Consider the following 22,957-nt stretch of genomic DNA (forward strand, 5'->3'; position numbering starts at 1 on the left):
CAGATAGATCAAGGGCGCCATCAGGCGCCCTTGTTGTCACTGCTGGTGTTTAAGAGCCGCTCTTGTTCAGGCCCTGGTTCACTTCAACCAGATCCTGCTCCTTCAAGGTGCCGGCGGTCAGTTTCAACTGCAGGGTCTTGAGGATGTAGTTGTAACGGGCGGCAGAGAGCTGTTGCTTGGCCGAGTAGAGTTTTTTGGTGGAGTCCAGCAGGTCGACTATGGTGCGGGTACCCACCTCATAGCCTGCGCGGGTGGCGGTCAGGGCACTCTCGGCGGAGATGACGGACTGCTGATAGGCGCGTACCGAGCCAATGGCGGCATTGACATCGTTATAGTTGCGGTAGAGGTCCGCTTGCACGCTGCGATGACTCTTCTCCAGGGCTTCGCTGGCGGCGACAAAATTGAATTGGGACTGCTTGACCTGGGAGTCTACGGCGCCACCGGTATAGAGCGGCAGGTTGAACTTGAAGCCTATGTTCCCTGAGTTCAGGGTGCCATCATCGTAGCTGGGGCCATCGTTCTTGTAGTTGGTGTAGTTGCTGCCCAGGTTGGCGCCCAGATCCAGCGTCGGTTCATTGCCGGTTTGTGCAAGGTCGATCTGCTGCTTGGCGATATCCTTGGCGATGCGCTGTTGATGCAGTTGCAGGTTGTTCTCTTCCGCCTGCTTCATCCAATTATCCGAGCTCTCGCCGATGGCGGCAGGGCTGAAGCGCTGGGTATCCAACAACTCCAACTGTTTGTGGTCGGTGCCCGTCAGTTGGCGTAGCCCTTCGTAGCTATTGGCCAAGTTGTTTTCCGCCGTGATCACATCGGCGGTGGCCAGGTCATAGGCTGCCTTGGCTTCATGCACATCCGTAATGGCGGTCATGCCCACGTTGTAGCGTTGTTGGGTCTCGTCCAACTGGCGCTTCAAGGCCTCCTGGTTGGCGTTGACATATTCAAGCGTATCTTTGGCTGACAATACGGAGAAGTAGGCGTTGGCGGTGTTCACCATCAGGTTCTGCTTCTCCAGGTTGTAGGCTACATCGCTCTGGGTGGCGGCCTTGGAGGTGATGTCACTGTTGATCCAGTTACTACGACGGTAGATGGATTGGGTCAGCCCCAGTGTGGCACCGGCTGTGCCTGCGGTTTGCTTGTCATCCTGATTGGTCTTTTGGTAGTTGGCATCGGCGCCCAAATTGATCTGTGGCAGTTGCGCGGCATCAGTCTCATTGATCTTCTCGAATGCGGCATCGCGTTGCGCCTTGGCTTCTAGCAACTGCGGATTTTTTTCTTGGGCCTGATGGTAGATGTCGAGCAGGTTTTCTGCGTGGCTCACTCCGCTGAGGCTCATCAGTATGAGGGCTGATAGTATCCGTTTGTTCATAGCTGGTTGTTCTCCATGTTCCCGTTGGGGAGGCGGCTGACGATGGGATGCGCGTCGCGAGAAGATGGGTGGACGACGCTGACTCAGATGAGTGTAAGGAAAAAAAGGTGCAAAGACATTAATATAGCGGCTTTAGTATGAAAAAAACTAGGTTACCTCTTACCATTGACGCTGGGTTAAGGTTAACCTGCCAGCCTTGCTCCATGACGCCCCCCTTTCATCTTTCTAGCCAATTTATGGCTCTGTTGGAGTCTACAATGCCTACCCAACCGTTAGCACAGCACGAGCACTTTACCGCCGCCGATGTGGAGATACTGCAGCAGGAGTCCTGCTATCGCGGCTTTTTTCGCATGAACCGCTATACCCTGCGGCACAAACTGTTTGCCGGGGGGTGGAGCGCGCCCCTGACCCGGGAGCTGTTCGAGCGGGGTCATGCCGCGGCCATGTTGCCCTATGATCCCAAGCGCGATGAGGTGGTCCTGCTGGAGCAGTTTCGTATCGGTGCCATCGAGGGTCAGCGCAACCCCTGGTTGCTGGAGATGGTGGCTGGCATGATAGAGCCGGGGGAAGAAGCCGGTGGTGTCATTGCGCGGGAGTCCATCGAAGAGGCGGGTCTGACCCTGGGTCGCAGTCACTTTGCCTTGAGCTATCTGGTGAGCCCGGGCGGCACCACGGAGCGGATCGATGTGTTTATCGGTGAAGTAGATAGCCAACTGGCGAGCGGGCTGCATGGCCTGGCTCATGAGGGGGAAGATATTCGCCTGCATGTGGTGAGTCGGGAGCAGGCCTATCGTTGGGTAGAAGAGGGGCGTATCGATAATGCGGCTACCGTCATTGCCCTGCAGTGGTTGCAGCTACACCTGGCGCAGATTAAGACGCAATGGGGTGCTGAGTGAGCATGGTTTTGCAGCGTCGGCGTCATGTGCCGGATCTGGCAAACTTTCATAGAGTTTGCGAAACCAACTACATGAGCTTGATGAAGTTGATGCCGTTGGCTGCGTTCGAACGAGAGGGTTATGCCTTCTCAGCCGCCAATGGCCTGGAGTTTCATCTGCGGGTGCTGGAGGAGAGCCGTTTTACTAGCTTGCTTGAAGTGGCTCAAAATAATGAAAGTTTACCACATTATTTAAGGGCGTATTTACAGGTGCGTCTGTATCATGATGCACGGATGGCCGAAGTGTGTGTCAGTCAGCAGATTTCCCGCCTGCGGCCCAGCTATGATTATCCTAACCCAAAAATGCATCATAGGGATGAGAAGGAGCAGTGCAATCATTTCCTGGCGGAGTGGCTGCATTTCTGTCTGACTCAAGGCTATGGTGTGTTTGAATTCATACCGGACTGATTAAGCGAGAAGCTAGCCTACTTGGATACCGTCAACCTTGCCATTAGCGCCGGCGACGAGCCGATCCGCTTGCTCCAAATCACCGACACCCACCTGTTTGCGCAGGCGGAGGGGCAGCTGCTGGGCATTCGCACCGCAGAGAGCTTCGGTGCCGTGCTGGCGGCTATCCAGGCCCAGCAGCAACCCTTTGATTTGGTGCTGGCCACCGGTGATCTCTCCCAAGACTTCACCGTTGCCTCCTACCAGCGCTTTGTGGAGATGGTGCGCCCGCTGGCGCGCCCTCTCTTCTGGTTGCCCGGCAATCACGACGACGGCCCCCTGATGCGGCGGGTGATGCCCGATTTTGGCATCAGCGACGCCCGCCAACTGTTATTGCCCAACTGGCAGATCCTCTTGCTGGATACCCAGGTCTACAGTGTGCCTCATGGCTGGTTGAAACCGGATCAGATGAGCTTCCTGGAGCGCTGTCTGAGCTCAGAGCCCGATCGCTACACTCTCATCTGTCTGCACCACAATACCTTCCCGGTCGGCAGCACCTGGCTGGATCAGCATGATCTGAAGAACGCGCCCGATCTGCTAGGGCTGCTGGCTCACTACCATAATGTCCGGGTGGTGCTCTGTGGCCATGTGCATCAGGAGACAGATGTGGAACACAACGGGGTGCGCTTCATCTCATCCCCCTCTACCTGCATTCAATTTGAACCCTTGAGCCGCGACTTTGGTCTCGATAGTAAGGGGCCGGGCTGGCGTTATCTGCAACTCCATGCCGATGGCCACATCGAAACCCAGGTTCATCGTTTGCCGCCGGGTTGCTTCATTCCCGATGGGGCCGCTGGCGGTTATTGATGCAATCCAGCCTGGTCTATCTGCATGGTTTTAACTCCTCGGCCGCCTCGGCCAAGGCCTGCCAACTGGGTGCCTATCTGGCCGTGGCGCGGCCCGACATCCAGTATCGGGTGCCCACCCTGCCGGATACACCGACGGCGGCTTGGCATATGATCTGCTCCCTGCTGGAGACGCTCACCGCTCAGGGGCCTTGTGGTCTCATCGGCAGCTCGTTGGGGGGCTTCTGGGCCACCTGTGCGGCCGAACGGTTCCACTTGCCCGCTGTGCTGGTCAACCCGGCGGTTCATCCACAACATCTGTTGCAACACTACCTGGGTGAGCAGATCAACCCCTATACCGGGGTGCGCTATCTGTTGGCGCCCCAGCATATGGCCGAACTGGCCGCGCTGGATAGTGAGGCGCCAAGCGTGCCTGAGCGGCTGTGGTTATTGCAGCAAGCGGGTGATGAAGTTCTCGATTACCGTCAGGCAGTGGACTACTATCGAGCCTGCCCCACCACCCTCGAGGCGGGAGGCTGTCACGCCTTCAACGGATTTGAGCGTTACTGTCCCGAGATTGTAAGATTCCTCCAACTCTAAGCAGCAGAATCCCTCTTCATGACTAGCAGCAACTATCAGGCAGATGCCATTGAGGTCCTGAAGGGCCTCGAACCCGTTCGTCGTCGTCCCGGCATGTATACGGATACCAGCCGGCCCAATCATTTGGGGCAGGAGGTGATCGACAACAGCGTGGACGAAGCGCTGGCGGGCCATGCCCGCTCCATCCAGGTGATACTCCATGAGGATCAATCCCTGGAGGTGATCGATGATGGCCGCGGCATGCCGGTGGACATCCACCCGGAGGAGGGGGTGCCCGCCATTGAGCTCATCTTCTGCAAATTGCACGCCGGGGGTAAATTTTCGGGCAAGAACTACCAATTCTCCGGTGGTCTGCACGGGGTGGGTATCTCTGTGGTCAATGCCCTCTCGACTCGGGTCGAGGTCACCGTCAAGCGTGATGGTCAGGTCTATGAGATGGCGTTTGCCAATGGCGATAAGGCCATCGAGCTGGCCATCACAGGCACCTGTGGCCGCCGGGTCAGTGGGACTCGTGTGCGCTTCTGGCCAGATGTCAGCTATTTCGACTCCCCCAAGTTTTCCGTCTCCCGTCTGGTGCACCTGCTCAAAGCCAAGGCGGTACTCTGCCCTGGTCTCACCATCAGCTTCGAGGATAAGCAGAGCGGTGAGCGTCACGAGTGGTGTTACCAGGATGGCTTGCGCGATTACCTGATCGATACCGTCAAAGAGTCTATCTGCCTGCCTGAGCAGCCTTTTACCGGCAGTCTCAGCACCGACCAGTCGGCCATCGACTGGGCGCTCTGCTGGTTACCCGAGGGGGGCGAGAGCCTGGCCGAGTCTTACGTCAACCTGATCCCGACCGTACAGGGCGGCACCCACGTCAATGGCTTGCGTCAGGGCTTGCTGGATGCCATGCGCGACTTCTGCGAACTGCGCAGCCTGTTGCCGCGAGGCATCAAGCTGACAGCGGAAGATATCTGGGATCGCTGCGCCTACATCTTGTCGGTCAAGATCCAGGATCCGCAGTTTGCCGGTCAGACCAAGGAGCGGCTCTCCTCCCGGCAATGCGTGGCGTTTGTCTCCGGTGTGGTTAAGGATGCCTTCAGCCTCTGGCTCAACGTCAATATCGAACTGGGTAGCCAGATCGCCGAGATGTGCATCACCAGTGCGCAAAAGCGTCTGCGCGCGGCCAAGACTGTGGTGCGCAAGAAGGTAACCCAGGGGCCGGCTCTGCCCGGCAAACTCACCGATTGTTCCTGTACGGATCCCATGCGCGGCGAGCTGTTTCTGGTGGAAGGGGACTCCGCCGGTGGCAGTGCCAAACAGGCGCGGGATCGGGAGTTCCAGGCCATCATGCCGCTGCGCGGCAAGATACTGAATACCTGGGAGGTGGATGCCTCCGAGGTACTGGCTTCAGATGAGGTACACAACATCTCCATCGCCATCGGCCTGGATCCGGACTCGGAGGATCTCTCCGAGTTGCGTTATGGCAAGGTGTGTATTCTGGCTGATGCGGATTCAGACGGTCTGCATATCGCCACCCTGCTCTGTGCCCTGTTCGTCAAACATTTCCGTACTCTGGTGCTGCAGGGGCACGTCTATGTGGCCATGCCGCCTCTGTATCGTATCGACCTGGGCAAGGAGGTCTACTACGCCCTGGATGAGAGCGAGAAGGAGGGGGTGATGGAGCGTCTCAAAGCCGAGAAGAAGCGCGGCACCCCCCAGGTGACCCGTTTCAAAGGGTTGGGTGAGATGAACCCCAAGCAGCTGCGCGAAACCACCATGGATCCCAATACCCGTCGGCTGGTGCAGCTCACGCTGGAAGAGGGGGATGACACCATGCAACTGATGGACATGCTCCTGGCCAAGAAGCGCGCCCCGGATCGCCGGGAGTGGCTGGAGGAGAAGGGCAACCTGGCCCAGGTGAGTTGATTTTTTTTATCCCTGGTTGAATAGACGCCCCCGCCATAACAGCGGGGGTTTCTTTTATGCAGGTCAGCACCTTTAGGGCCAGATCTCGCGCCTGAGGTACTCTGCCAGTACCCGGGCCAGGGTGTGGTGACTCTCGATGGAGAGGTGGACGCCATCTCTGGGGTCGGCACTCACATGTTGCCCCGCATCGAGAAAGCGACAACCCGTTGTCTCGGCCACCTGACGATAGTAGTGCGCCAGTTGCTGCCCCTTGGCCACGCCGCCCGCCAGCTTCTCGCGGGTGGCCTCGATATCCAGTATGGGGGCGGGGGCCACCAGCAGTACCTCGGGGGCGAGACCCGAGCCAAATTGGGGCTGCTGGCAGAGCTCGACCAATTTTTGCACCCCCTGGGCTATGTCGAAGGCGCTCTGATTGAAGCGCGCCTTCAGATCGTTGGTGCCCAGCATCAGGATCACGCCGGCCAAGGGTTTGTGGCTCTGCTGCACCATCTCCAGATAGCGCAGGCCATTCTTGATCTTGCCTTCTATGGGATCATCAAAGCAGGTGGTGCGGCCATTGAGCCCTTCGACCAGCAGCGAAAAGTCGGCGCCCAAGTGGTTGGCCAACTGGCTGGTCCAGCGCAGAGGGTAGGGGTAGCGCTCGCGATTTTCCGGGTTGAAGCCCCAGGTGTTGGAGTCGCCGAAGCAGAGCAGTGGGCGCATCACAGCGATCCTTCTGGTTGCTCGCGAGTGGCTTCGGCTCTGACCCGGCTGAGCAGCGGGGCATAGTCGGCCAGTTGCAGTTGCAGGGTATCGCCTGGTGCCAGAGGGCCCACCCCGGCCGGTGTGCCGGTGAGAATGAGATCACCGGGTAACAGGGTGAAGTGCTGGGAGATATAGGCGGTCAGGCTCAGCATATCCCAGATCATTTGACCGGAGTCGCCGCTCTGGCGCCGCTCGCCGTTGCGATCCAGGGTGAAGCGGATGGCTTGCAGATCGGCAAATTCGCTGATAGGCCAGAAGGGGGAGAGCGGCGCGCTGTCGTCGAAGGCTTTGGCCTTCTCCCAGGGGTGGCTCAGGCTCTTGAGTTCGTTCTGCCGATCCCGCAGGGTGAGATCCAGGGCCAGGCCTATGCCCAACAGCGCCTCTCGTGCCTCGGCTATGGTGGCTCGGCGCAGGGGGTGGCCTATCAGCAGGGCCAGCTCGGTTTCATGATGCACCACGCCACTATGGGTCGGTATGGTAAAACTTGGGCTTAAGGGGGTCAGAGCGGTATTGGGTTTGATAAAGAGCAGGGGTTCATCGGGTACCGCGTTGCCCAGTTCGTCGGCGTGCGCCACATAATTGCGGCCGACACAGACCAGCTTGCCAGGAGGCAGGGGAATCGTCTCTCCCGTGTGCCAGGAAAATGAGTTCAGCATGGTGACGCTACTCCAGAGGGGGTTCCCCCCATGCTTGCCGACTGGCGCCGGGAAGGCAAGCCCATAACCCTACAAACTCCCGGTCAATGTTTTGGCTAGTTTGGGCCTATACTGGCAACAGAGTATTAACAATTGATACTCCCCTTCCCTTTTTTCTGCTCGAGGAGTTCAAAATGAGTCAAGTTACCCTGGCTGGCAACCCTGTCGACGTCGCTGGCCTGTTCCCTGCCGTGGGCGAAATGGCCCAACCCTTTAGTCTGGTGGCCAAGGATCTGGCCGACGTGGCGCTAGAGGATTTTGCCGGGCAGCGCAAGGTGCTCAACATCTTCCCCAGCGTGGATACCGCTGTTTGCGCCACCTCGGTGCGCACCTTCAATGTTGAGGCCAGCAAGCTGGAAAATTGCGCTGTGCTCTGCATCTCGGCCGATCTGCCCTTTGCTCAGGCCCGTTTTTGTGGGGCCGAGGGGCTGGATAAGGTGGTGACCCTCTCCACCCTGCGCGGTCGCGAGTTTTTAGAAAATTACGGCGTGGCCATAGTCTCGGGTCCACTGGCCGGCTTGGCGGCTCGGGCCGTGGTGGTGCTCGATGAAAATGATCGCGTACTGCACAGCGAACTGGTCTCCGAGATCACCCATGAGCCCGACTATGCGGCCGCCCTGGCTGCCCTGGCTGCCCTGGCGTAAGGGATAATTTGCTGCGGCGATAGCGTCAGGTTATCGCCGCTGTCTCCTACTTTTTTTCCAGCCAATTTCTCTTCATTTTCCTGTGGATTTCACTTCGTTTCCCTCCGCGCGAGCCGCATTTTTGCTCAGTTCTGGCCTATAGTTGGATCATGGCGGGCTAAATAAGGGAATAGCGGTGAGCTACGCTATCGTTCTGCATGAGGTGATCCTGGCGCTGGCCTCGGCCCTGGATTATGTGGGCATAGATGATGTGAGCCATGGTAAACGGGTGGCCCGCATGGCAGCCGAGTGCGCACGGGTGGCGGGCTGGTCGCAGGCGGAGCAAGATCAACTGATCCTGCTCGGCCTGCTCCATGATTGTGGGGTCTCCAGCACTCAGGTGCATCGCCACTTGGTGGAGGAGTGGGAGTGGGCTGATTCGGAACACCACGCCCGACACGGCAGCGAGTTGCTGCAACAGACGGGGCTGTTGGCGCACTTGGCGCTGCCTATCCGCTATCACCACACCCATTGGGCTCTATTACACACTCTGGGGTTAGCCGAGAGTGTGATGAGGCAGGCCAATCTCCTGTTTCTGGTGGATAGAGTGGATGCCCTGCGCACCCAGAGCGGCGACGGCTATGAGCCTGAGCGGTGGCGGCGGGTGATCACCGACCATGCCGGTACCCAGTTTGCCCCCGAGTTGTGCCAGCTCTTCCTACAAGCCTCAGACAATGACGGTTTCTGGTTTTCCCTTGGGGCGGAGGCGCTCGATGGCTTCTTTGTCGACTGGCTGCGTCATGCCGAATCACAACCCATAGCGTATCCCGCCTTGCTGGAGCTGGCGCTGATGTTTGCCAGCATAGTGGATGGCAAGAGTCGCTTTACCTATCGTCACTCCCTGGGTGTCAAGGGCGTGGCCCAGCTATTGGCCCAGGTGGCCAGGCTGAGCCAGGCCGAGCAGGAGTGTGTGGTGCTGGCCGCCCTGCTCCATGACTTGGGCAAACTCAGGGTGGCAGATTCCATCTTGGATAAGCAGGGGCCATTCGATGAGCATGAGCGCAGGGTGATGAATCATCACAGCTTCGATACTGAGCAGATCCTCAACCGTATCGGCGGTTTTGGTGAGATAGCCCATATTGCCGCCATGCACCATGAGACCCTGGATGGTTTGGGCTATCCCAGGCGGGTGAAGGGGGAGGAGATCCCCATAGCCGCCCGGATCATAGCCGTGGCCGATGTGTTTCAGGCCCTGGTACAGAATCGGCCCTATCGGCCGCCCCTGGCCTTGGCGGCGGCCCGCGAGGTGCTGACCCAGATGGTGGCCCGAGGCAAACTGGATCCCGAGCTGGTGGGGCTCTTGTTGTTGCATGCAGATGAGGCCTATCGGCTGGCTCGACAGCATGAGCCGGCGTAATATGAGGCCGATGTAAAAAAATAACGGCGGAACCGGCATGACAGCAGTTGTGTGCTGGGCAGAAATCCATAAGATGTGACCGCCAATGCCAGAGTCCACCAGGGAGTGGTCGTCATTTTGGCTCGCGCCAAGGCGTGAATAACTGTGGTTAGATAGAGGGAATTATGAAGAGTCATGTTGCGTGGTGGGTGGCCTTATTCTTGTGTTTTGGGCTTTCCGCGGCTCACGCCTCACTGCCCAAGGCTGATTTGGTCGTGGTCAAGAAATCACAATATAGCTTGGAGCTACTCAAAGATGGCAAACCCATCAAACGCTTCTGGATTGCACTGGGGCAGAATCCCAAGGGCGCCAAGCTGCGCAAGGGCGATCTGAAAACCCCGGAAGGGCGTTATCTGCTGGATTACAAGAAAGACAGCTCGGGTTATTACAAGGCGATCCACATCTCCTACCCCAACTTGAATGATCTGCGGCGGGCTCGGGAGTACGGAGTAGAGGATCCAGGCAGCATGGTGATGATCCACGGTCAGCCCAACCGCCTGCCGGAAGATGAACCCGCGGTACAAAACTCCAACTGGACCAATGGTTGCATTGCCCTGCTGAACCACGAGATGGATGAGCTGTGGCAGATGGTAGACCCGGGAACGCCCATCGAAATACGCCCCTGATTTTTAGCCCTTTAATTCTTTGGATTGAGGGCTTGTCTGGCCCTCTCCCCTGCTTCATCATGCCTGCCGTTGCTCTTTTCTGACTGTAAACGGGAGTGTAAGGATGGGGCGGTGGCGTGTTTGGCTGGGGATCAGCATCAGCCTGTTGCTATTTGTGCTGGCGCTGGTGGTGCTATACCACATCGATCATCAATATCACTGGCATGATGTGATGGCCGAGGTGGCACAATACCCTACCTCGCGTCTGGTGTTGGCCGGCTTGTTTACCCTGGGTAGTTACCTGTTACTGACCCTCTATGACTATCTGGCGGTCAAACAGGTAGGGGCCGATCTCCCCTATGGCAAGGTGGCGCTCACCTCCTTCATTGCCTATACCTTCTCCAACACCTTGGGTTTTGCCCTGTTGACCGGCACCTCGGTTCGCTATCGCTTCTATACCGCCTTGGGACTCAGTACCGGCCAGGTCACTCGCGTGGTCTTCTTCTGTTCCGTCACCTTCTTCCTGGGGCTGTTTTTGGTGGGCGGTATCGCTCTGGGGCCCTTGCTCAAGGATCTCCCCGTGACCCTGGCGTTGCCCTTCTGGCTGCGTCCCCTGCTGCACTCTGTGGGTTACCTTGCGACGGGTCTGGCCTTGAGCTATCTGCTGCTCCCTTTGCTGCGGCAGAGCCCGCTCCATTTTCGGGGTTACAGCCTGCCCATCCCTAGGTTTCGCGATACCGTGGCTCAGATGGCGGTGGCGATTGCCGATTGGATGGCCGCAGCGGCTGTCTTCTATGTGTTGCTGCCTGCCAGCGATAGCCTGAGTTATGGCCATGTGCTGGGGGTGTTTGTGGTGGCCAATCTGCTGGGGGTGATGGCTCATGTGCCCGGTGGCATTGGGGTCTTTGAGTCCGTGGTGACCCTGTTGTTGGCTCCCCAGTTGCCCCCTTCTCAGATCCTCGGTGCCCTGATCCTCTACCGCGTATTCTACTATGTGGTGCCCTTCTTCTCGGCGCTGGGACTGTTTGCTGGCATGGAGTGTTTCCTGCATAACAAGCGATGGCAGGCGGTGCAATCCCTGTTGAGTGGCGTGCAGCAGCTCTTGCCGTCACTGATCAGTTTAGGCACCTTTGCGGCCGGAACCCTGCTGCTCTTTTCAGGTTTTACGCCGGGGATCGAAAGCCGGCTGAACTGGCTACACGAGGTGTTGCCTCTTTCGCTGTTGGAACTCTCCCACCTGATGGGCAGTATCAGTGGGGTATTGTTGCTGCTGCTGGCCCGCAGTCTCTATCGTCGGTATGACTCGGCGTTCCGGGTGACGCAGCTGCTGCTGCTGTGTGGCATTCTCTTCTCCCTGCTCAAGGGGTTGGATTGGGAAGAGGCCTCCCTGCTCAGCGTGTTGTTTGTGCTCTTCTGGCCCTGTCGCTCCCTCTTCTACCGCCGTGGTTCTCTCATCAATGCGCCCTTCTCCGTGGGGTGGTGTGTGGCCTTTCTGGCGGTCCTGTTGGGCGGCGGCTGGCTGTTACTCTTCTCCTTCCGTCAGGTGGATTACAGCCATCAATTATGGCTGGATTTTTCGCCTGAGGGCGATGTCTCCCGGGCCTTGCGGGCCTTGGGCTCGGTCATAGGGGTGACGGCTGCCGCTGGCGTGGCTTATCTGCTCAATGGCAGCCGCCAGCGCCCGGCACTACCCGATGAGGCGCAGTTAGCTCAGGCGCAGACGCTCATCCAGCAGGCTCCCGACTCCCATGGTCATTTGGCCCTGCTGGGCGATAAGTTCCTGCTGTTTCATGACAGCGGCGAGGCTTTCATCATGTATGCCATCGCCGGCCGTAGCTGGGTGGTGATGGGGGATCCGGTCGGCGAGGTTTCCCGCTTCGATGAGTTGCTGTGGCAATTCCGCGAGCTTTGCGACCTCTATGATGGTTGGCCTGTCTTCTATCAGGTGAAACCCGAGCGTTTACCCACCTATTTGGAGTTGGGGCTGACGCCGTTCCGCTTGGGGGAGGAGGCCATAGTCGATCTGGCTAGCTTTAGCCTGATGGGTAGCACGTTGCGCACCTTGCGGCAGAGCCATTCCAAAGCCGTGCGTGAAGGACTCAGCTTCAGCGTGTTGCCGGCGGATCAGGTGGTTGAGCTGTTGCCTGAGCTGCGAGAGATCTCCGATAGCTGGCTGGCGGCCAAACAGGGGCGGGAGAAGGGTTTCTCCGTCGGCTACTTCCAGGAGCGCTATCTGTGTCGGGGGCCGGTCGCTCTGGTTTGCAGTCAGGGCCAGTTAGCCGGATTTGCCAATCTCTGGAGCAGTGAGTGCCGTCAGGAGCTCTCCGTCGATCTGATGCGTTATCACCCGGCGTTAGCCAATGGCGTCGTGATGGATTTCCTCTTTACCGAGTTGATGTTGTGGGGACAGACTCAGGGCTATGCCCGCTTTAATCTGGGGATGGCGCCCATGGCGGGGTTTGCTGCTCACCCGCTGGCGCCCTTTTGGAATAAGATGGCCTCACGTCTCTATGCCAGCGGTGGGCGCTTCTACAATTTCCAGGGGTTGCACCGTTATAAAGATAAGTACCACCCTGATTGGCAACCACGCTATTTGCTCTGCCCGGGAGGTATGACTCTACCGCTGGTTCTGACCAATCTGGTCAGCCTTATCAGCCGCGGGGCGCTAGGCGTGGTCCATAAATAGAAGCGGCATGGTGAGTGCTGTGCATAAAGAGGGAGGCGTTGTGCGTTTATTCTGGATCCTGATGCTCTGCTGGCTAGTGCCAGCCTATGCGGCGGCACCGCAAGATCCCCTCTCCAGCCTGGGATTGACGCTGCTGCCCACCAAGGTGAACCAGGCGGATGCTCCCTTGGTGATCTTCCTCAGTGGCGACGGTGGGTGGGCACAGCTGGACAAAGGGGTTAGCAAACAGCTGCAACTCCGCGGCTTGCCCGTGGTGGGCTGGAACTCATTGACCTACTACTGGACGAAAAAAACACCGCAGCAGGTGACCGATGATCTGGTGCGGATCCTGGATCGCTATGGCCCGCGCTGGCAGAAGCGTCAGGTGTTGCTCATCGGTTTTTCGTTTGGCGCCGAGATTGTACCCTTTGTGCTCAATCGCTTGCCGCCAGCCTATCGGCAGCACGTTATGGGGGCGGTCATGCTCTCGCCCTCGACCTCCTCTGATTTTGAAATTCATGTGTCGGAGATGCTCAGTACCAGCCAGTTGGGGCAATATGCAACCGAGCCGGAGATCAAGAGGATCCAGGATATTCCCCTGCTCTGCTTCTATGGGCTGGAGGATGATGATCCTGATCTGCTCTGCCCTCGTCTGCAGCAACAGAATGTCACCTCCTTGGGGCTGACGGGTGGGCACCACTTCGAAGATGACTATTCGCAGCTGGCGCATCTGATCCTGCGTCACCTGCTGCCGAGCTTGGATAAGGCGCCTGGGGCGTGAGTTTGCCATGATTTGTCACAAATTAAGGGTAGGAAGACAAACTTCTGCGACAAGCCTGGACTAGGATTGGCTCATACCAAGTGAGGAGAGCAACCATGAACACCACTGTACGTAATACCCTGATCTTTACTCTGCTGGTTTCTACGGCTGGCATGGCGGCAGCGGCTGATGCCCAGGCGCCCACCCCCACCAAGGCTCCTAAGCTGTTCCAACAGGCAGATGCCAACAAAGATGGCAAGCTGGATGCCGCTGAATTTGCCAAACTGGAGCTGCTGCGTGACGAGCGCATGCAACAGCTGCAGGCCCAGCGCCCGGACTTCAAGACCCTGGATAAGGATGGCGATGGTAGCGTCAGCCAGGAAGAGATGCGGGCTGGCATGCCGCATAAGATGATGCATAACAACAAGATGCCGCGCCATGGCGATAGCTTGTATGCCAAGGCGGATGCCAACAAAGATGGCAATCTGGATAAAGCTGAGTATGCCAAGCTGCTGGAGCTGCGTAAGGAGCGTCAAGCCAAGATTGAAGCCGCTACCCCCGATTTTGCCACGCTGGACAAGAACGGTGATGGGGTGATCAGCAAAGATGAGCTGCGGGATGGCATGCGCGCCGTGCACGAGAAACTGCGTAGCGCCGAGTAAGATCCCTTCGGTTGTTAATGACGATGCCAGGCCTGTGCCTGGCATCGCTGTTTCCGCTTCCGGCCCGAGCGCGAGGTTAGAGCCGCTGCTGGAATAGGTACTGCCCCAACTCTCGATCCTCGCCTTGGAAATGATCCAGCATCCACTCGCGGATAGCCTCAGTCAGTTGCGCATTGAGAACCAGGCGCCCGAGCAATATCTCCTCGTGCAGGTTCTGGGCCCGCTCGGCGAATTCATCATGCTGGGCCTTATGGCGCTCAAGGTGAGGGTAGGAGACTTCGCTCATCAGCCGCTCTTCGGTGGCAAAGTGCTGCATGGCGACACAGCTAAATTGCTCCAGCAGATTGGAAACCCGAGTCGGATTCTCGGCCAAGATGGCGGTATGCAACTGGTTCAACAGGTCGATCATGGCCTGATGTTCACCATCGATCTCCCCATGATCGGTGGCGAGCAGACTATTCCACTCCATTAAGCTTTTCATGGGCAGATTCCATGTGGTGGCTAATTACTTTGAGTATGGACACTCAGGGGTAAAGCGCCAAGCGCCAGAGCATGATCTGGCGCTTAGTCTCAGGGATGACTCATCCAGTGGTGCAGCCGCTTGATAACTGTGGGTATGGCCAGTGCCAGGTTATCAGCCTGCTGCCGATTTTCCGCATCTGGGGCCGAGCTTTGAATTCCCGCCACCCGCCAGCCGTCAGCCGTGCGCAGCAACAGAGGTGAGCCACTATCTCCGGGCAGGGTGTCACATTGATGTTCAAGCATGCCCTGGCGATTCAGGGCCATAACCCGGCAGTCAGGGTGGCTGAGCAGGGTCTCCAGTTGATCGCTGGGGTAGCCAGCCTGCGTGATGTGATGCGCCGCGGCCATCAGACTTTGCTGTAGGGCGGCCTGGTCGCCCTCCCAGAGCGGAATTGACGGGATCTGGGTGACGGGCTGACGCAGATGCAACAGCGCCACATCGTAGCGTCCGCCTTGGGGGGTGATGATAAACGCATCGCCCGCTGGGGTCAGATGTTGCTTCAGTTCGGCGGCTAGCCACACCTTATCTATTTCCTGATCTGTTTCTGGGGCGCCAGCCAGATGGAGGTGGCGGGCTGCCTGTTGCTGGCCTCGGGGGGTAAAGAAGCAGTGGCCGGCGGTCAAAAACCACTGGGGGGCGATCAGTATGCCGGAACAGAGGGATTCATCTGCGGTCTCAACCTGACCTATGGCACTCCAGGGGCTCTGGTTGCTGGCGACTCGAATGCGATCATCATGACCAAAGAAGAGGGTTTGCTGGGTGTGTGAGGCGGCAAACAACAGAGGAGGGGAGAACAGCAGGGTGGCGAGCAGCAGGTGACGTAGCAACATGACCTCCAAAGATGAGAACCGTCTCAAGGGTAAAATACCCCAATAAAAAAAGAGGAGCTAGGCCCCTCAATATTTGCGTCTAACGCTTACGGGATGGGAAGTGCAATGAACTTAGGTGCTTAGGCCGCTGGCTTGGCCTTAACGTGCTTGGCAGCCTTCTTGTGATGCTTGGCCTTCTTGGCAGCCTGGGTCTTTTGCGCTACGGGCTTGGCAGCGGCCTTCTTGTGGTGCTTGGCCTTCTTGGCAGCCTGGGTCTTCTGCGCTACGGGCTTGGCAGCCGCTTTCTTGTGGTGCTTGGCCTTCTTGGCAGCCTGGGTCTTCTGCGCTACGGGTTTGGCAGCGGCCTTCTTGTGATGCTTGGCCTTTTTGGCAGCCTGGGTCTTCTGCGCTACGGGTTTGGTGGCTGCCTTCTTGTGGTGCTTGGCCTTCTTGGCAGCCTGGGTCTTTTGCGCTACTGGCTTGGCAGTGGCCTTCTTGTGGTGCTTGGCTTTCTTGGCTGCCTGGGTTTTCTGAGCGGCTGGCTGGTGCTTTTTGGTCTTGTGCTGGGTGGCGTTAGTGGTTGGCGCCTTGACCACTTGGGCGGCTGGGGCGGTTTTGGCCGCAGGGGCTGCCGCCGCTGTGGTTTGGGTGGTGGCCATGCTCATGGCGGAGGACAAACCAAACACGGTGGCGATGGCCAGGGTGAGTAACTTTTTCATGTAGAGATCTCCAGATGGAAGTTGACACTGCGAGGGCAGCGGAATCTGCTCCAGCGCCTTGATAGCAAGAGTAGTGATTCCCTGCTTCGGTGTCCGTGGGTCTCTGGTGTCCGTTTGTAACCGAATGTACTAATCCGTGGTGCGCAGGAGTTCAGGCATGTCGCGGCCAGCAGAGGCGAAAACGGGCACCTCCCCATGGGCTCTCAGTTATGGTGATCTCCCCCTGATGGGCCAGCACTATGCTCTGCACTATGGCCAGCCCCAGGCCATAACCGCCGGTTTGCCGATCACGGCTGTTATCCAGGCGGACAAAGGGTTCAAAGACCAGTTGGCGCTCGGCGGGGCTGATGCCGGGGCCATCATCATCGACTGTGATACTCCACTCTTGCTGGGTGACGTGCAGGCTGAGTTCGACCTGACTCGTGGCATGACGCAGGGCATTGCCGATCAAGTTGTCGATGGCCCGTAGCATCAAGGTGTGATCACACTGCCAGAGTACGGGCATGTCGGGCAGACGCACGCTGAGTTGCTTGTCGCCAGCTAGGGGGCGCCAATCCTCAAGCCGCTTATGTAGCAGGCTAGCGGCTTCCTCTTCCACCCACTGCAGCTGGGGTTCGGGGCGTTCCAGGCGCGCGTAGATCAGCATCTCATCGATCAGCGACTCCAGGGCGCTGATATCTCGGCCTATCCCGGCCTGGGTTGCATCATCCAGGTTCTCGACTAAGGCCAGGCGATAGCGCAAGCGTACGAGCGGGGTCCGCAGCTCATGGGCTATGCCATCGGCCAGGCGTTGTTTGGCGGAAATCAGGGTTTGCAGGTTGCTGGCCATCTTGTCGAAGGCGGCGCCCAGGCGGTGCAGGCTGGAGTCTGAGGCTAGCTGACTGCGCGCAGAAAGGTCGCCCTGCCCCAGCTGTTCGGCCGCCTGCTCCAGTCGTAACAGATCCCGCCAGTGCGGGCGCATCCAGAGGAACACGGGCAGGGCCAGGGAGAGCCCCAGCAGCGCCAACAGCAGGTAATCCAGCAGATGGATCTCCCGCATAAAGGAGAGGTAGGGGATAGGGCCCACCACCATGACATAGTCACTCTCCGGCACCCGCTGCAGGAAGCGATCCTGTTCATCCAGCATTATGATGTCACCCTCCAGCAGCGCCGGACGGGCCTTGGGTTCGACACTGGCACTGGCTTCTTCCAGGGACTGGATCGCCACATCGAAGGAGAGGGGGGTATCGCTCTGGGCCAGCGTCTGTTGCCACTGTGCGGGTGGCGTGTGCCTGAGTTCGGTACGCAGCATGGAGAGGGCGCCCTGCATCAGATCGTCTAGCGATTTTTCCATGGCGCGTTCGGCGGTCAGGCTATAGAGACCGCCCACCAGCAGAGCCATCACCAAAAAGCAGGCCATCAGCAGTAAGTAGAACTGGATGAAGAGTTTACGCATGATTGCCTCGTGGTGGTGGCTAGTCCCAGGTGTGGGGAATGAAGAGGTAGCCCTTCTGGCGCACCGTCTTGATACGCAGTGGCTCGTTGGGATGATCGCCCAACTTGCGGCGCAGGCGTGAGATGGCCACATCCACACTGCGATCCAGTCCATCGTACTCGACCCCGCGCAGCAACTTGAATAGGTGTTCGCGACTCATGATCTGGCCCGCATGGCAGGCTAATTCCCACAACAGATCGAAGTCGGCGGTGGATAGGGCGATGGGCTCCCCGTCCAAACGGACATCCCGGCTCTGGGGATCGATGAGGAGTTTGCCAAATTGCAATTCCCGCTGACTGCGCTGCTGCGGTTTGCCGAGCATCGAAACGTCCACCGGCTTTTGCTTCTGCGATTGTCGCAATTGGGCGCGCAGGCGTGCCAGCAGTACCGAAGGGGGGGTGGTTTTCAGTATGTAGTCATTGGCCCCGAGCTCCAGCCCCAGTATCTGGTTCATGTCACTATCCAGAGCCGTCAGCATTATGATGGGGCCGGTAAAGTGGGGTCGCAGTTCCCGGCAGAGGCTAAGGCCATCCAGCCCCGGCAACATGATATCCAGCAGCACCAGATCCGGTTGCCGCGCGGCAATGCAGGCTTGGGCGGTATCGCCTCGCGGCTCGATATGAAGCTGCATGTCGTGGCGGGCGAGAAAGTCGGCGATCAGCTGAGCGAGCTCGGGGTCATCTTCAACAAATACAACTTGGTACATGGTGCCGTCCTATCAGTCACTCTCGCGTTCAGCATACTCGGCGGTCGGGTGAGCGCAAGTCGAGAGCCGTGGACTGTGGTCGTAGATGAGGTAATTCGGGGGAATTACCCGTGCCTTAGCGTAGGCACGGGGAGGGTAGTTGGGTTGCTATTAACGCTCTTGCCACTGGATCTGGCACTGACGCTCGTCTGGATCACGGCAGAGCAGCATGCGGGCGAATAGGCGGTCAAACTCCTCCTCGTCATTGAGCAGGCCGACGCAGATCTCCACATGCCGCGCAGGATCCACCTCGAAGTCGACATACTCCTGCCAATCCTCTTCCGGGCTGGTATCGCCCAGGGCGCCACGTTCCTCAAACTCATGGTTGAAGCACTCTATCTGTTCGGCGCTCAGGTTGTCTGCGGCCAATTCCAGAAAGATCTCATAGGCGTGATCCAGTAGTTCGTCGACGCTCAGCAGTTGGTTCTGTTCCATAGTGTTCTCTGTGCCAGGGGAATGGGGTTATTAAAACATGGATTGATGACGGGATCATGCAATGTGGCATGTCAGAAGAGTGATGGATTCGAAAGAACCTAACTTGTTTTTCGGTTAAAATCAGTCGATAGCATTAGCGGTTTATTATTGATTTTAGTAAGGATCATGCATGAGTCTCATTGAATGGAGCGAGCAGTTTTTAACCGGTCATCCTGTCATCGATCATCAACATCAAGCCCTATTTGAGCAGATCAACGAACTGGAACAAGCCGCCATCATGGGGTGCAGTGAGGTGGAACTGTTTCGCCTGGCGGAACAGGTGCGGTTGTCGACGCAAGAACACTTTCGTTGCGAAGAGCAGCTGATGATGGAGCAGGGCTTCCCTGGGCTGGAGGCTCATCGCAAGGAGCATCAGGAGATCTTGCGCAATGGTGAGGCCTTGATGGAGCAGTGCCAGAGCAGCAATGTCCGTTTGAGTGAGACCATTCCCAGCTCCCTGCGCAGTTGGGCGTTGCAGCATATTCTGGATGAAGATCTGCAACTGGCCGAGTTTATGCGTCAACGAGCGCGGCACTAAGCCCAGAGTCAGCCCCTGCTAGCTGGAACACGATATCGCCAACTGCTTTCCCCATTCGGGTGGCAGGGTGGCGAGATCGTCATACTCGGGCTGTTCGGCAAAGGGGTGTTGCAGGCAGGCATGCAGGCGGGCCAGGAGTGAGGTGTCATTCTGTTCGGCTGCCGCTATGGCTAGTTGGGCCAGGTAATTGCGCAGCACATACTTGGGATTGACCCCATCCATGGCCTGCTTCCGCTCCTCGTCCGTGCGCCCCTCTTGTGCCAGCCGCTGCCGGTAGCGGCCGAGCCACTCATCCAGCGCTGCTCGATGAACCACCTCATCTCTGAGCCTAGCCTCCGGCGTGCTCTGGCGGATGTCAGCCAAGAGCCGGAAGGTGCGGGTGAAGTCCAGCCCCTCGTTGGCCATCAGGGTCAACAGATCTTGCAGCAAGCGATCATCGCCGCTATCGGCCGATGCTAATCCGAGTTTGGCGCGCATCAGGCGGGAATAGCTGACCATCAGGGTGGGTTCAAAATGGGCCAGGGCCGAGGCAAGCGCCTCATGCTGGAGCAAGGGGGTCAGGGCCTGGGCGAGGCGGTTGAGGTTCCACAGGGCCACGGCCGGTTGATTGGTAAAGCGGTAACGTCCCTGATGGTCAGAGTGGTTGCAGACATAGTCCGGGTCATAGCTCTCCATGAAGCCGTAGGGACCGTAGTCGAAGGTGAGACCCAGCAGGCTCATGTTGTCGGTGTTCATCACCCCATGGGCAAAGCCCAGGCTCTGCCACTGGGCCATGAGCCGGGCGGTGCGCTGGACTATATCCGTCAGCCAAGCCTGATAGCGCTTGGCGTCATTAGGCATATTCAGCAACTCGGGCCAGTGGTGGCGGATGGCGAAGTCGGCTAACGCCTTGAGCTGGTCGGGTTGTCCGCTGGCAAAGAAGTGCTCGAAGTGGCCAAAGCGCAGGTGGCTTGGGGCGACTCGTAGCAGCATGGCGCCCGGCTCCACCTCTTCTCGGTAGATGGGCTCTTGGCTGGTGACCAGGGTCAGGGCGCGGGTGGTGGGCACCCCCAGATAGTGCAGCGCCTCGCTGGCGAGGAATTCCCGAATCGAAGATCGCAGTACGGCACGACCATCCCCCATTCGTGAGTAGGGGGTGATTCCGGCCCCTTTCAAGTGCCACTCCACGCTCTGGCCATTGCTCAGTCGTTGCTCACCCAGCAGCAGGCCGCGACCGTCGCCCAGTTGTCCGGCCCAGATGCCAAACTGATGACCGCTGTAGACCTGAGCCAGAGGCCGCATGCCTGGCAGCAGCTGCTGACCACTCCATAGGGGGTCGGCTAGGGGTGAGCAAAACAGTGCCTCATCCAGATCCAGCTCGGCAGCCAAGGGCCGATTCCAGTAGAGCAGGCGCGCCTGTTTCAGCGGTGAGGGGGCAAGCTGAGTGTAGGTGCCCGGCAATTCAGTCGCCCAGCGTTGGGTGAAACGTGGCAAGTCAGGGTTGGCAGACAAGGGCGCACTCCTTAGCTATGAGCTAACAGATACGCCGTGACGCTGTCGTTAGATCACTGCGCTTGCGGAAATCTTTTGTTCGAATTAATAGAATGGTCTGCACCACTTTTTGCGATATTAATTCGATTTAATCCGTTTATGCTAACCATATTGCCTATGAGGAGGTGTTATGCGCCATTTTCGTCCTGCCGCCGAGCGCGGTCACGCCAATCACGGTTGGCTCGACTCTTTCCACAGCTTTTCCTTTGCCGATTACTATGACCCTAACTACATGGGTTTCTCCGCTCTGCGAGTCATTAACGAGGATCGCATTGCCGGTGGCGCCGGTTTCCCGACGCACCCCCATAAGGAGATGGAGATCCTTACCTATGTGCTCGCCGGGGCCGTGGCGCACCAGGACAGCATGGGCAATGTGACCACGGTTCCTGCCGGCGAGTTCCAGATCATGAGTGCCGGCACCGGCATCACCCACTCCGAGTTCAACCCGAACCCGGATGTGGAGCTGCACCTCTATCAGATCTGGATCCTACCGAACCGACCCAAGGTGACGCCGCGTTATGCCCAGCAGCGCTTTGCCGAGGTCGAGGGGCGCCAGCTCATCCTCTCGCCCGATGCCGCCGAGGGTTCGCTCCAGATCTATCAGGATATGCGGCTGTGGCGTTGGCAACGGGCGCCGGGTTCGGCTTCGCAAACCATAGCGCTGCCCGAAGGGCGCCGGGTCTGGCTGCAAGGGGTTCGCGGTGTGGTGTCGGTGGATGGTCAGCCTCTGGCGGCCGGTGACGGTTTGGCGCTTTGGAACGAGTCGGAGCTGACCCTGGATGTGCCAGGGGATGAGCCCGCCGAACTGCTGTGGTTTGATTTGTCCTGAGGTGTGATGGCCTAGCCCCTATCTGGTTTGCCATCAAGACCCATCCGTTTCATAATCCCTTTCCCGCTCTGGCTAATGGCGGCGCGGGAACACGGGATTAATAACGATTGGTAGGGAAACTCATGTCTGCTCACAACTCCATCCTGGCCCTGACGGCCCTGTTATCTGCTGCTCCTCTGGGCGCTCAAGCCACCCCTGCCGATGCGTTATTGACGCGTAATGGCCAGGAGTTGGGTCTCACGCTCTCCCACTACAAGTATGAAGAGCCTGATTTCATGCAGTTGGAGGCGCTGAAGTTGGGGTTGGATTACGCCACCACTCTGATGATAGATGCCGAGCAGACTTGGTCTATGCGGGTTGAACTCCGTTATGCCAATGGTCAAGCGGACTACTCCAGTAATGGCACCGGAGAGGCAGATAACCAGCCAGATTGGTATGTGGATGCGCGTGCCCTGTTTGGCAAGGATTTTGACTATAAAAGCTATGTGCTGAAGCCCTATCTGGGGCTGGGTTATCGCTATCTGTTTAGTGATCTGCGAGGCGAGAGCAGCACAGGGGCTCAGGGTTACCGGCGGACCAGCCACTACACCTATCTGCCGTTGGGTGTAGTGCATAGGGTGGGCCTCGCCAATGGCTCACGTTTCGAAAACACCCTGGAGTTTGACTACCTGCTGTTGGGGCAGCAGAAGAGCTATATGTCCGACTATTTGGAAGCCATTGGTTACCCAGAAAACTCAGCGGATGTCACTAATCAGCAGCATGATGGCTACGGAATACGCCTCGCCAGCATGTATCAGTTCTCTGCCTGGTCGGTGGGCCCGTTCCTGAGTTACTGGAATATCAAGGATTCTGAGGTCATCCAGGGGCTGGTGGAGCCCAAGAATAACACCCTCGAATATGGTCTCAAGGGGGCTTATAAGTTCTAAACCTTCGATTTGATTGCTTCCGGCTGCTTCGAGGCCGGAAGCCTATCACTTTTGCTACGCCCCCTCCGATGGCTTATGGGGGCGAGCCTCGCCCATAAACGACTATCGCCCCCTGGCATTATCATTCAGGCAAATGT

General features: G+C 58.2%; 24 protein-coding genes. 14 read left to right on the forward strand and 10 right to left on the reverse strand.

Annotated elements, in window-relative coordinates; all coding sequences use genetic code 11:
• Positions 1-49: 49 nt before the first annotated feature.
• Positions 50-1,366 (reverse strand): outer membrane channel protein TolC, encoded by a 1,317-nt coding sequence (tolC, locus tag ACZYTD_RS10570; RefSeq protein ID WP_463891883.1) that lies wholly within the window; start codon positions 1,364-1,366, stop codon positions 50-52.
• A gap of 257 nt (positions 1,367-1,623) precedes the next feature.
• On the opposite strand from tolC, the gene nudF reads away from it, so the two are divergent.
• The 5 genes from nudF to parE are packed head-to-tail and all read left to right on the forward strand — an operon-like array spanning position 1,624 to position 6,043.
• On the forward strand, positions 1,624-2,262 hold the full coding sequence (nudF, locus tag ACZYTD_RS10575) for an ADP-ribose diphosphatase (protein WP_463891884.1): 639 nt from the start codon (positions 1,624-1,626) through the stop codon (positions 2,260-2,262).
• Between the two features lie 2 nt (positions 2,263-2,264).
• Positions 2,265-2,708 (forward strand): DUF1249 domain-containing protein, encoded by a 444-nt coding sequence (locus tag ACZYTD_RS10580; protein ID WP_463892076.1) that lies wholly within the window; start codon positions 2,265-2,267, stop codon positions 2,706-2,708.
• A 21-nt stretch (positions 2,709-2,729) separates the two neighbouring features.
• Positions 2,730-3,554 (forward strand): 3',5'-cyclic-AMP phosphodiesterase, encoded by an 825-nt coding sequence (gene cpdA / locus ACZYTD_RS10585; protein WP_463891885.1) that lies wholly within the window; start codon positions 2,730-2,732, stop codon positions 3,552-3,554.
• On the forward strand, positions 3,554-4,132 hold the full coding sequence (locus ACZYTD_RS10590) for a YqiA/YcfP family alpha/beta fold hydrolase (protein WP_463891887.1): 579 nt from the start codon (positions 3,554-3,556) through the stop codon (positions 4,130-4,132). Before cpdA ends, ACZYTD_RS10590 begins: the two co-directional genes overlap by 1 nt.
• A gap of 18 nt (positions 4,133-4,150) precedes the next feature.
• On the forward strand, positions 4,151-6,043 hold the full coding sequence (parE, locus tag ACZYTD_RS10595; RefSeq protein ID WP_463891888.1) for a DNA topoisomerase IV subunit B: 1,893 nt from the start codon (positions 4,151-4,153) through the stop codon (positions 6,041-6,043).
• Positions 6,044-6,115: 72 nt separating this feature from the next.
• Here the strand turns inward: parE and ACZYTD_RS10600 are convergent, their stop codons facing one another.
• Entirely contained in the window at positions 6,116-6,745 is a 630-nt protein-coding gene (locus ACZYTD_RS10600) for an SGNH/GDSL hydrolase family protein (RefSeq protein ID WP_463891890.1), read from the reverse strand.
• Positions 6,745-7,443: a fumarylacetoacetate hydrolase family protein gene (locus tag ACZYTD_RS10605; RefSeq protein WP_463891892.1), complete on the reverse strand. Its 699-nt coding sequence runs from the start codon at positions 7,441-7,443 to the stop codon at positions 6,745-6,747. The genes ACZYTD_RS10600 and ACZYTD_RS10605 overlap by 1 nt, the downstream gene beginning before the upstream one ends.
• 173 nt (positions 7,444-7,616) lie before the next feature.
• On the opposite strand from ACZYTD_RS10605, the gene tpx reads away from it, so the two are divergent.
• From tpx to ACZYTD_RS10635, 6 genes are all read left to right on the forward strand, one after another.
• Complete coding sequence (tpx, locus tag ACZYTD_RS10610) at positions 7,617-8,126, forward strand: thiol peroxidase (protein ID WP_463891894.1); 510 nt, start codon at positions 7,617-7,619, stop codon at positions 8,124-8,126.
• A 175-nt stretch (positions 8,127-8,301) separates the two neighbouring features.
• Entirely contained in the window at positions 8,302-9,522 is a 1,221-nt protein-coding gene (locus ACZYTD_RS10615) for an HD-GYP domain-containing protein (protein ID WP_463891896.1), read from the forward strand.
• Positions 9,523-9,686: 164 nt separating this feature from the next.
• Positions 9,687-10,187, forward strand: a complete 501-nt coding sequence (locus ACZYTD_RS10620) for a L,D-transpeptidase family protein (protein ID WP_463891898.1) — start codon at positions 9,687-9,689, stop codon at positions 10,185-10,187.
• Positions 10,188-10,290: 103 nt separating this feature from the next.
• Positions 10,291-12,852, forward strand: coding sequence for a bifunctional lysylphosphatidylglycerol flippase/synthetase MprF (mprF, locus tag ACZYTD_RS10625; RefSeq protein ID WP_463891900.1), 2,562 nt, complete (start codon positions 10,291-10,293; stop codon positions 12,850-12,852).
• Between the two features lie 40 nt (positions 12,853-12,892).
• Complete coding sequence (locus ACZYTD_RS10630; protein WP_463891902.1) at positions 12,893-13,612, forward strand: AcvB/VirJ family lysyl-phosphatidylglycerol hydrolase; 720 nt, start codon at positions 12,893-12,895, stop codon at positions 13,610-13,612.
• Between the two features lie 95 nt (positions 13,613-13,707).
• Positions 13,708-14,253, forward strand: coding sequence for an EF-hand domain-containing protein (locus tag ACZYTD_RS10635; protein ID WP_463891904.1), 546 nt, complete (start codon positions 13,708-13,710; stop codon positions 14,251-14,253).
• A gap of 76 nt (positions 14,254-14,329) precedes the next feature.
• Here the strand turns inward: ACZYTD_RS10635 and ACZYTD_RS10640 are convergent, their stop codons facing one another.
• From ACZYTD_RS10640 to ACZYTD_RS10665, 6 genes are all read right to left on the reverse strand, one after another.
• A complete protein-coding gene (locus ACZYTD_RS10640; protein ID WP_463891905.1) occupies positions 14,330-14,734 on the reverse strand; it encodes a bacteriohemerythrin in 405 nt (134 codons plus the stop codon).
• An 89-nt stretch (positions 14,735-14,823) separates the two neighbouring features.
• On the reverse strand, positions 14,824-15,606 hold the full coding sequence (locus tag ACZYTD_RS10645; protein ID WP_463891907.1) for a trypsin-like serine peptidase: 783 nt from the start codon (positions 15,604-15,606) through the stop codon (positions 14,824-14,826).
• 119 nt (positions 15,607-15,725) lie between these two features.
• Positions 15,726-16,304, reverse strand: coding sequence for an acid resistance repetitive basic protein Asr (gene asr, locus ACZYTD_RS10650; protein WP_463891909.1), 579 nt, complete (start codon positions 16,302-16,304; stop codon positions 15,726-15,728).
• A 151-nt stretch (positions 16,305-16,455) separates the two neighbouring features.
• Complete coding sequence (gene rstB, locus ACZYTD_RS10655) at positions 16,456-17,739, reverse strand: two-component system sensor histidine kinase RstB (protein WP_463891911.1); 1,284 nt, start codon at positions 17,737-17,739, stop codon at positions 16,456-16,458.
• 19 nt (positions 17,740-17,758) lie between these two features.
• The gene (gene rstA / locus ACZYTD_RS10660) at positions 17,759-18,484 is read right to left on the reverse strand and encodes a two-component system response regulator RstA (protein WP_463891913.1); all 726 of its coding nucleotides are present in this window, start codon (positions 18,482-18,484) and stop codon (positions 17,759-17,761) included.
• A gap of 150 nt (positions 18,485-18,634) precedes the next feature.
• On the reverse strand, positions 18,635-18,958 hold the full coding sequence (locus tag ACZYTD_RS10665) for an HI1450 family dsDNA-mimic protein (RefSeq protein WP_463891914.1): 324 nt from the start codon (positions 18,956-18,958) through the stop codon (positions 18,635-18,637).
• 169 nt (positions 18,959-19,127) lie between these two features.
• Between ACZYTD_RS10665 and ACZYTD_RS10670 the strand changes: the two genes are divergently transcribed.
• Positions 19,128-19,535: a bacteriohemerythrin gene (locus ACZYTD_RS10670; RefSeq protein WP_463891916.1), complete on the forward strand. Its 408-nt coding sequence runs from the start codon at positions 19,128-19,130 to the stop codon at positions 19,533-19,535.
• 18 nt (positions 19,536-19,553) lie between these two features.
• On the opposite strand, the gene ACZYTD_RS10675 is transcribed toward ACZYTD_RS10670, so the two are convergent.
• Complete coding sequence (locus tag ACZYTD_RS10675; protein WP_463891917.1) at positions 19,554-21,026, reverse strand: protein adenylyltransferase SelO; 1,473 nt, start codon at positions 21,024-21,026, stop codon at positions 19,554-19,556.
• Positions 21,027-21,195: 169 nt separating this feature from the next.
• Between ACZYTD_RS10675 and ACZYTD_RS10680 the strand changes: the two genes are divergently transcribed.
• The gene (locus tag ACZYTD_RS10680) at positions 21,196-21,894 is read left to right on the forward strand and encodes a pirin family protein (protein WP_463891918.1); all 699 of its coding nucleotides are present in this window, start codon (positions 21,196-21,198) and stop codon (positions 21,892-21,894) included.
• Between the two features lie 122 nt (positions 21,895-22,016).
• Positions 22,017-22,820 (forward strand): hypothetical protein, encoded by an 804-nt coding sequence (locus tag ACZYTD_RS10685; RefSeq protein WP_463891920.1) that lies wholly within the window; start codon positions 22,017-22,019, stop codon positions 22,818-22,820.
• Positions 22,821-22,957: the final 137 nt, after the last annotated feature.

This window comes from Pseudaeromonas sp. HNCC25DJ180 (genome assembly GCF_055413345.1).

Bases quoted from the DNA above. Each gene is read 5' to 3' on its own strand.
- tolC (WP_463891883.1), bottom strand. From the start codon at position 1,366: ATGAACAAACGGATACTATCAGCCCTCATACTGATGAGCCTCAGCGGA.
- nudF (WP_463891884.1), top strand. From the start codon at position 1,624: ATGCCTACCCAACCGTTAGCACAGCACGAGCACTTTACCGCCGCCGAT.
- ACZYTD_RS10580 (WP_463892076.1), top strand. From the start codon at position 2,265: ATGGTTTTGCAGCGTCGGCGTCATGTGCCGGATCTGGCAAACTTTCAT.
- ACZYTD_RS10590 (WP_463891887.1), top strand. From the start codon at position 3,554: ATGCAATCCAGCCTGGTCTATCTGCATGGTTTTAACTCCTCGGCCGCC.
- parE (WP_463891888.1), top strand. From the start codon at position 4,151: ATGACTAGCAGCAACTATCAGGCAGATGCCATTGAGGTCCTGAAGGGC.
- ACZYTD_RS10600 (WP_463891890.1), bottom strand. From the start codon at position 6,745: ATGCGCCCACTGCTCTGCTTCGGCGACTCCAACACCTGGGGCTTCAAC.
- ACZYTD_RS10605 (WP_463891892.1), bottom strand. From the start codon at position 7,443: ATGCTGAACTCATTTTCCTGGCACACGGGAGAGACGATTCCCCTGCCT.
- tpx (WP_463891894.1), top strand. From the start codon at position 7,617: ATGAGTCAAGTTACCCTGGCTGGCAACCCTGTCGACGTCGCTGGCCTG.
- ACZYTD_RS10620 (WP_463891898.1), top strand. From the start codon at position 9,687: ATGAAGAGTCATGTTGCGTGGTGGGTGGCCTTATTCTTGTGTTTTGGG.
- mprF (WP_463891900.1), top strand. From the start codon at position 10,291: ATGGGGCGGTGGCGTGTTTGGCTGGGGATCAGCATCAGCCTGTTGCTA.
- ACZYTD_RS10635 (WP_463891904.1), top strand. From the start codon at position 13,708: ATGAACACCACTGTACGTAATACCCTGATCTTTACTCTGCTGGTTTCT.
- ACZYTD_RS10640 (WP_463891905.1), bottom strand. From the start codon at position 14,734: ATGAAAAGCTTAATGGAGTGGAATAGTCTGCTCGCCACCGATCATGGG.
- ACZYTD_RS10645 (WP_463891907.1), bottom strand. From the start codon at position 15,606: ATGTTGCTACGTCACCTGCTGCTCGCCACCCTGCTGTTCTCCCCTCCT.
- asr (WP_463891909.1), bottom strand. From the start codon at position 16,304: ATGAAAAAGTTACTCACCCTGGCCATCGCCACCGTGTTTGGTTTGTCC.
- rstB (WP_463891911.1), bottom strand. From the start codon at position 17,739: ATGCGTAAACTCTTCATCCAGTTCTACTTACTGCTGATGGCCTGCTTT.
- rstA (WP_463891913.1), bottom strand. From the start codon at position 18,484: ATGTACCAAGTTGTATTTGTTGAAGATGACCCCGAGCTCGCTCAGCTG.
- ACZYTD_RS10665 (WP_463891914.1), bottom strand. From the start codon at position 18,958: ATGGAACAGAACCAACTGCTGAGCGTCGACGAACTACTGGATCACGCC.
- ACZYTD_RS10670 (WP_463891916.1), top strand. From the start codon at position 19,128: ATGAGTCTCATTGAATGGAGCGAGCAGTTTTTAACCGGTCATCCTGTC.
- ACZYTD_RS10680 (WP_463891918.1), top strand. From the start codon at position 21,196: ATGCGCCATTTTCGTCCTGCCGCCGAGCGCGGTCACGCCAATCACGGT.
- ACZYTD_RS10685 (WP_463891920.1), top strand. From the start codon at position 22,017: ATGTCTGCTCACAACTCCATCCTGGCCCTGACGGCCCTGTTATCTGCT.